At 38.0% G+C, this 6,018-nt stretch carries 9 protein-coding genes; all 9 read left to right on the forward strand.

Annotated elements, in window-relative coordinates; all coding sequences use genetic code 11:
* The coding region (locus tag WKF69_RS16660; RefSeq protein WP_340383355.1) for an aspartate aminotransferase family protein at positions 1 to 1,126 on the forward strand (1,126 nt) is incomplete at its 5' end.
* 195 nt (positions 1,127 to 1,321) lie between these two features.
* Entirely contained in the window at positions 1,322 to 1,804 is a 483-nt protein-coding gene (locus WKF69_RS16665) for a hypothetical protein (protein WP_340383356.1), read from the forward strand.
* A gap of 74 nt (positions 1,805 to 1,878) precedes the next feature.
* Positions 1,879 to 2,427 (forward strand): hypothetical protein, encoded by a 549-nt coding sequence (locus tag WKF69_RS16670; protein ID WP_340383357.1) that lies wholly within the window; start codon positions 1,879 to 1,881, stop codon positions 2,425 to 2,427.
* A 24-nt stretch (positions 2,428 to 2,451) separates the two neighbouring features.
* The gene (locus tag WKF69_RS16675; RefSeq protein ID WP_340383358.1) at positions 2,452 to 2,928 is read left to right on the forward strand and encodes a hypothetical protein; all 477 of its coding nucleotides are present in this window, start codon (positions 2,452 to 2,454) and stop codon (positions 2,926 to 2,928) included.
* 93 nt (positions 2,929 to 3,021) lie between these two features.
* Entirely contained in the window at positions 3,022 to 3,360 is a 339-nt protein-coding gene (locus WKF69_RS16680; protein WP_340383359.1) for a DUF1493 family protein, read from the forward strand.
* Between the two features lie 22 nt (positions 3,361 to 3,382).
* Positions 3,383 to 3,766 (forward strand): hypothetical protein, encoded by a 384-nt coding sequence (locus WKF69_RS16685; protein ID WP_340383360.1) that lies wholly within the window; start codon positions 3,383 to 3,385, stop codon positions 3,764 to 3,766.
* 12 nt (positions 3,767 to 3,778) lie between these two features.
* On the forward strand, positions 3,779 to 3,904 hold the full coding sequence (locus tag WKF69_RS16690) for a hypothetical protein (protein WP_340383361.1): 126 nt from the start codon (positions 3,779 to 3,781) through the stop codon (positions 3,902 to 3,904).
* 205 nt (positions 3,905 to 4,109) lie between these two features.
* Complete coding sequence (locus WKF69_RS16695) at positions 4,110 to 4,307, forward strand: hypothetical protein (protein ID WP_340383362.1); 198 nt, start codon at positions 4,110 to 4,112, stop codon at positions 4,305 to 4,307.
* Between the two features lie 442 nt (positions 4,308 to 4,749).
* Positions 4,750 to 6,015 (forward strand): DEAD/DEAH box helicase, encoded by a 1,266-nt coding sequence (locus WKF69_RS16700; RefSeq protein WP_340383363.1) that lies wholly within the window; start codon positions 4,750 to 4,752, stop codon positions 6,013 to 6,015.
* Positions 6,016 to 6,018 lie beyond the last annotated feature (3 nt).

The raw sequence follows: 6,018 nt of genomic DNA on the forward strand, positions 1-6,018 counted from the left end.
ATCACTTGAAGTTGAGCGTGCTGAGGGTATGTACCTTTACGATCCCAGCGGCAAGCGATACATGGACCTGGTTTCTGGTTTCGCGGTGAGTAATACCGGCCACCGGCATCCTAAAGTTGTAGAAGCTATAAAACACCAGGTCGATAAATATCTCCATTTAACGGTCTATGGAGAATATATCCAATCGCCTCAAGTAAAGTTTGCAGAAAAGCTTGCTTCTGTTCTTCCTGAAGGACTTCATTCCGTTTACTTTGTTAATTCCGGAACAGAAGCTACCGAAGGCGCTTTGAAATTAGCGAAGCGCTATACCGGAAGATCTAACATAATCGCGTGCACTAACTCCTATCATGGCAGCAGTCAGGGAGCATTAAGCGTGATGGGGAATGAGTACTACAAGCAGGCCTATCGCCCCCTTCTTCCCGGAATAAGCTTTATCGAATTCAATAAACTCGCGGACCTGGATCTAATAACCGAACAGACTGCCGCTGTGATCATGGAAACCATTCAGGGCGAAGCAGGAATACGGGTACCTAATCCCGAATACATGCTTCAGCTGCGTGAAAAATGTGATAGCACTGGAACTTTGTTAATCCTGGACGAAATCCAGACGGGTTTTGGGCGCACAGGTAAATTATTTGGCTTCGAACACTTCGGTATTATCCCGGACATCCTCTTACTTGCCAAAGGTATGGGTGGTGGAATGCCTATAGGGGCTTTTATTTCATCCGGCGACATAATGGGTGTTTTAAAAGAAAATCCCATCCTGGGACATATCACGACCTTTGGCGGGCATCCAGTAAGTTGCGCGGCAGGTTTAGCTAATCTCAATGTAATACTCGAAGAAAAACTCATGTCTGACGTTCACCTTAAAGAGAAACTATTCCGCAAACTGCTTCATCATTCACAAATAAAAGAAGTTCGCGGAAAAGGCCTAATGCTGAGCATTCAACTGGATTCATTTGAGCAGGTTGAAGCTGTTAGTAAACGCTGCCTTGAAAAGGGAATTATTATAGATTGGTTCCTGCATTGTGATACTGCGTTGCGGATCGCTCCGCCGCTAATTATCGCCGAAGAAGAGATCCATCAAGCTTGTGAGGTTATTATTGAAGCGATTCAGTATTTATAGATCCTTATAAGCATATTCGTTCGGTAAAAAATCGTTTCATGTACATCTTACCCTATTGTGTTATATTTACTTTGTAACATATTAGTGGTATTGAGAATGAGCAAGTGGCGATCAAAAATTTGGGACAAATCAATTTTACCGATACAAGAACCTCATGCTCACATAGGGTTTAAGGGGGGCTGTTAATTGTAAATTATGGAAACTTTACCTTTGTTCTTACAACTTCTTAAAAAGAATTTTATCATATATTCAATTATTACTTCGGGAAGTTTTGCACAGGTTGATCTGAAAACGAATGAGCACGTGTTATGGGGCGATAAAGCTATAGAATTCAAAAATTTTCAATTGAGTGAACACGAGCAATTTTCTTCTGTGCTTGTAATGTTTACAGAAATGGGAATTCACATGAACTTCCAAACTGCCGATCCGAAATATTTTACCAATACCAAATTTTATTTTAATGAAGACACCACAGTGAAACTGCATAACCCATATAAAATGGATGGTGTGCCTGTAGACCACAATTCCAAAAACCTGGGGGAGTTTAAAGAATTCAATCCTCCGGTGAGGATTTCACTGCACAAATCCAGTGTGTATGGTTACTCGATCAATATTAACGTTGATGATAAAGAAGGAATGGAAAAAATGCTGAAAAGAAGCTTTGATGAGGAAAATTAGGGCATAGCAGCAAGGGCTGTCTGTCTGCAGTGACAAGTTCAGGAACTGCAGCCTGCAATTAAAAAAATATTGAGATGAATCACATTAAAACAACTCTGACACTTATATTATTATTTACTCTTCTAAAAACCGCTCAATCACAAGATTTAGAAAGTAAAATCGAATTCGAAAAAAAAAGGATTGAGAATTTTTTTTTAGATAATATTCCTTATAAAACTACGAAAGATTCCACGATGATATATGCATTTGCTTACAAAATTACCGTTTTGAAAAATGCAAATGGGGTACTAGAACAGACTTCTCTTACTGCCAGTGACACCGTAGCTTTTAGAATTTATCCCGGCTATGAATTTTTGAAAACAATTAATTATGATTTGTTTATGAAGGATCGAAAAGCGGGTATCTTCATCTTTCCTGTTTTAATAGAGGTAATCGGTTCTCAGTCAGAAAATTACAAAAAGGATATACTGTCGAATTATTTTGTCGAAAATGTTTTCAGAGGAAACATTTCAAAAAATGTCGCAGCTATGTTTTATTATCATCCGAATGAAAACAATAAAACAGAAAGTTATACCTATTTCGAGCCTATTCTTATGAGACTGGACAAGAGAAAGATGTACTAAATAGCTGGCCGGAAAAAAATGTCCATGCACGGAATTGTACTGTTGGTCTTATTCTTTTTAAATGAATTCCAGTGCGACTTTCAAGCACCGGTACGTTTTCCTGAATTTGAAAAATATGTTCTTAAGAACTATCGGGCTACAAAACAACAAAGGTCAGAGTGCAAGTTCATTTATGCCTGTATAGTTGTGCAGACGGACAAGTTTAATAAAATCATCGATCTTCAATTCAAGAATGATGTCTCCGGGGATATGAAAAGCAGCCTCAGTTTTTTGAAAGGGTACGAATTCCATGAAAAATATAAGATAGCTGAAAAGCCAATTTTATTTTTTTTGACAGTTGACCAGCAGGATATTTGTCCCATGGCGTCGGATACAACCAATGTTACAATCCTGGTATTGAAAGAGTCATTAACTATAATTAAAACTCAAATAGGTAAAAACTCTGAATCAATAATTTTATATGATGTTATTCCAGTAAAAATATTTAAGCCAAGTCATTAATAATCTGGCTTGATCTGCTCGATCATCCCAATTTGCTATATATACGCCACTTCTACCGTGCAGTCTCAACCAGATTGTTAAAAATGATTGAATATGAATGAGGCATTCCAAAAGCTAACAGAGTATATTCACAATAAATATTCAATTCCCTATAAGCAATTGACCCGGGAAAGCGAAATTGAAAAAGATTTAAAAATAACCGGAGATGATGCGGTGGAATTTATTGATGATATTTTTGTAAAATTTAACGTTCAGTGTAAGCGGTTCGATTATAACAAATATTTTGAGCCAGAGGGATTTGGATTTATTAACTTCAATAAGATCATCGGCTGGTTTATTAAATTACCACAACAACCTACAATAAAACAAAGGCTTACGTTAGGGGATATTGAGCATGCTATTACCACTGGAGTGTGGGAAGAAAAAGAATAGTTAAATAATAAAGTACGATAACTTGCTGAAAATCGCCCTTGCAGCCACAGTAGCAATTTCAATTTTCATTGCGATCGTATATAGTTTTATTAACGGCCTCGACAGCGAGCGTTTTCCTTTAACTCTAATCTTCAATGCCGTCTTACTCGTTCCCTTGCTTTTGACCATTTATTATGGCTGGCGATTAGTAAAGAATGTCAATGACAACCATGCTTTCGAAATCATCATAACGATATCTACAATATTTGTGCTTTTACCGCTCTTTGTTATCTACAGATTTATACAAACGCCAGACTGTGCTTTCCTGTATTTTTTAATCATATCGATATTCATCGTTTTATTGTGGGTGTTAAATGTAAAAAGCTATTTGTCTCAAAAAAATAACAGGAAGGATTCTAATTCATAACAAATGTACATTATGAGATATTCGTCTCTTTTAAAGATAGCGCTCGGATTCTCATTGATCTTATCATTTGTAGCTATAATGATAAGCAGAGCCGGCGGACAGGGATACAAACCTATATTTTCTGATGGTGTGTCATAGGCCTATTACTTCCTATTTATATTCTTTACTTGTATTTTTTACACACGAAATACAACTTCGTAGTAGGAATAAGTCTATTTATCGCAATCCTATGGCTCGTCAATTTCATAGTTTATCTTTTACAGATGCGTTTGCCGTGAAAAGCTGACCGCATTCTTTTGATGCTACTCAGAAATTTGGTATTTTTGGAGTAAAATTTCATTTTATGGAAACTGTACTTGTTAATGTTGAAAAGAAGTCTGACATCGCTTTTCTTCTAAGTCTTGTGAAGAAATTAGGGATGTCTGCCAAACCGCTTACTCATGCTGAAGTTGAAGATTGGAAATTAGCTCAAAAGATTGAGGCCGGTATGAAGACTTCGAGCGTTCACCGTGATGAGGTAATGAAAGCTTTAGGAAAGTGAATATTGATTTCAAAAAAACATTCCTTAAAGAACTTAAAAAACTAAAGAATAAAAGCTTAAAGAATTCCATTCACGAGTGTATTATTCAAGTTGAGGCCGCCGAAAACGTTACTCAAATAAAAAATATAAAAAAACTAAGAGGGTTCGACATTTATTATCGAATAAAGGTCGGTGATTACAGGATTGGAATCAAAGCTGAATCAGACACCGTATATTTTGTTGTTTTTGAACACAGAAAAGATATTTATAAAGGTTTTCCATAAAAGGTGACAAATGGCATTCAACAAACTACACTAATTAAGATTAGCTGACCGAATGTGTGAGGGTAGCACTTGATAGCCCGCAACCCGCGACTCTCTATCCCAACATTATCACATTAAACCCGTACCTTTGCGCCAAAATAAATTGCTGGCATTTTTAGCAGCAATATTAAAATCAATACATGTCATTCGAAGATTTAAAATTAATTGAGCCTATTCTAAGGGCTTTAAAAACAGAAGGTTATACTATACCGACTCCAATTCAGGAACAATCAATACCCATTATATTAGACCGGAAAGATCTGCTTGGCTGTGCACAAACAGGAACAGGCAAGACTGCTGCATTTGCAATACCTATTCTACAGATACTTGAAGGGGGTAAAATATACGACAAAAGCCCAAGGGCCATTAAATGTCTTATTCTTACCCCAACGCGTGAACTGGCTATTCAAATAGGCGAAAGCTTCGGCGCATATGGCCGTCATACAGGAATGAAGCACACTGTGATTTTTGGCGGAGTTTCCCAGGGATCGCAGGTATCTGCATTAAAATCTGGTATAGACATTCTTATAGCAACTCCGGGCAGGCTTTTAGACCTGATCAATCAGAAGTTTGTACACTTGCATCACCTCAAAATATTTGTACTGGATGAAGCCGACCGGATGCTGGATATGGGCTTTATTAATGATGTAAAAAAGATTATTACGAAGATTCCGCAGAAACGGCAGACGCTGTTCTTCTCGGCAACAATGCCGCCGGAGATCCAAAAACTTGCAAATACGATACTGGTTGATCCCGAAAAAGTAGAGGTTACCCCCGTTTCAAGTACTGCGGATACTATTGATCAGTCTATATTCTTCGTGGAAAAAGGCGACAAGAAGAAATTGCTTATTCATTTGCTGAGCGATAAGGCAGTCAAATCTGCTCTGATATTTACCCGCACCAAGCATGGTGCAGATAAGATCGTAAAAGACCTTGTTAAAGCCGGAGTCAAAACTGAGGCGATCCACGGTAATAAATCGCAAAACGCACGTCAAAAAGCTCTGTCCAATTTCAAGACCGGACAATTAAAGGCATTGATTGCGACTGATATAGCTGCACGGGGTATTGATATTGAAGAGCTTTCTCACGTGATCAACTATGAGTTGCCAAACGTTCCCGAAACTTATGTTCACCGTATCGGCAGAACCGGTCGTGCGGGATCAAGCGGTATAGCACTTTCGTTTTGTGACGATGAGGAGATGGAATATCTAAAAGATATCGAGAAACTTATTTCACGTTCTATTCCTGTAGTCGAAGACCAGCCTTATCATATGAAAGGCGCTGCATACCTGTTATCTCAATCAACGAAGAAAAAAGGCGGATCAAAGGGCAAAAAAACCGAGCGGTCGGATAATACCTCCGGAGCTAAAGGAGCTCCGAAGAGATATTTTGGGAAAAGAAGGTAAAAG

Source organism: Daejeonella sp. (assembly GCF_037719425.1).
In the GTDB taxonomy this organism is placed as follows: Bacteria; Bacteroidota; Bacteroidia; order Sphingobacteriales; family Sphingobacteriaceae; genus Daejeonella.

Coding starts and splice junctions, on each gene's coding strand:
- WKF69_RS16670 (WP_340383357.1), top strand. CDS start 1,879: ATGAATCACATTAAAACAACTCTGACACTTATATTATTATTTACTCTT.
- WKF69_RS16675 (WP_340383358.1), top strand. CDS start 2,452: ATGCACGGAATTGTACTGTTGGTCTTATTCTTTTTAAATGAATTCCAG.
- WKF69_RS16695 (WP_340383362.1), top strand. CDS start 4,110: ATGGAAACTGTACTTGTTAATGTTGAAAAGAAGTCTGACATCGCTTTT.
- WKF69_RS16680 (WP_340383359.1), top strand. CDS start 3,022: ATGAATGAGGCATTCCAAAAGCTAACAGAGTATATTCACAATAAATAT.
- WKF69_RS16700 (WP_340383363.1), top strand. CDS start 4,750: ATGTCATTCGAAGATTTAAAATTAATTGAGCCTATTCTAAGGGCTTTA.
- WKF69_RS16665 (WP_340383356.1), top strand. CDS start 1,322: ATGGAAACTTTACCTTTGTTCTTACAACTTCTTAAAAAGAATTTTATC.
- WKF69_RS16690 (WP_340383361.1), top strand. CDS start 3,779: ATGAGATATTCGTCTCTTTTAAAGATAGCGCTCGGATTCTCATTGATC.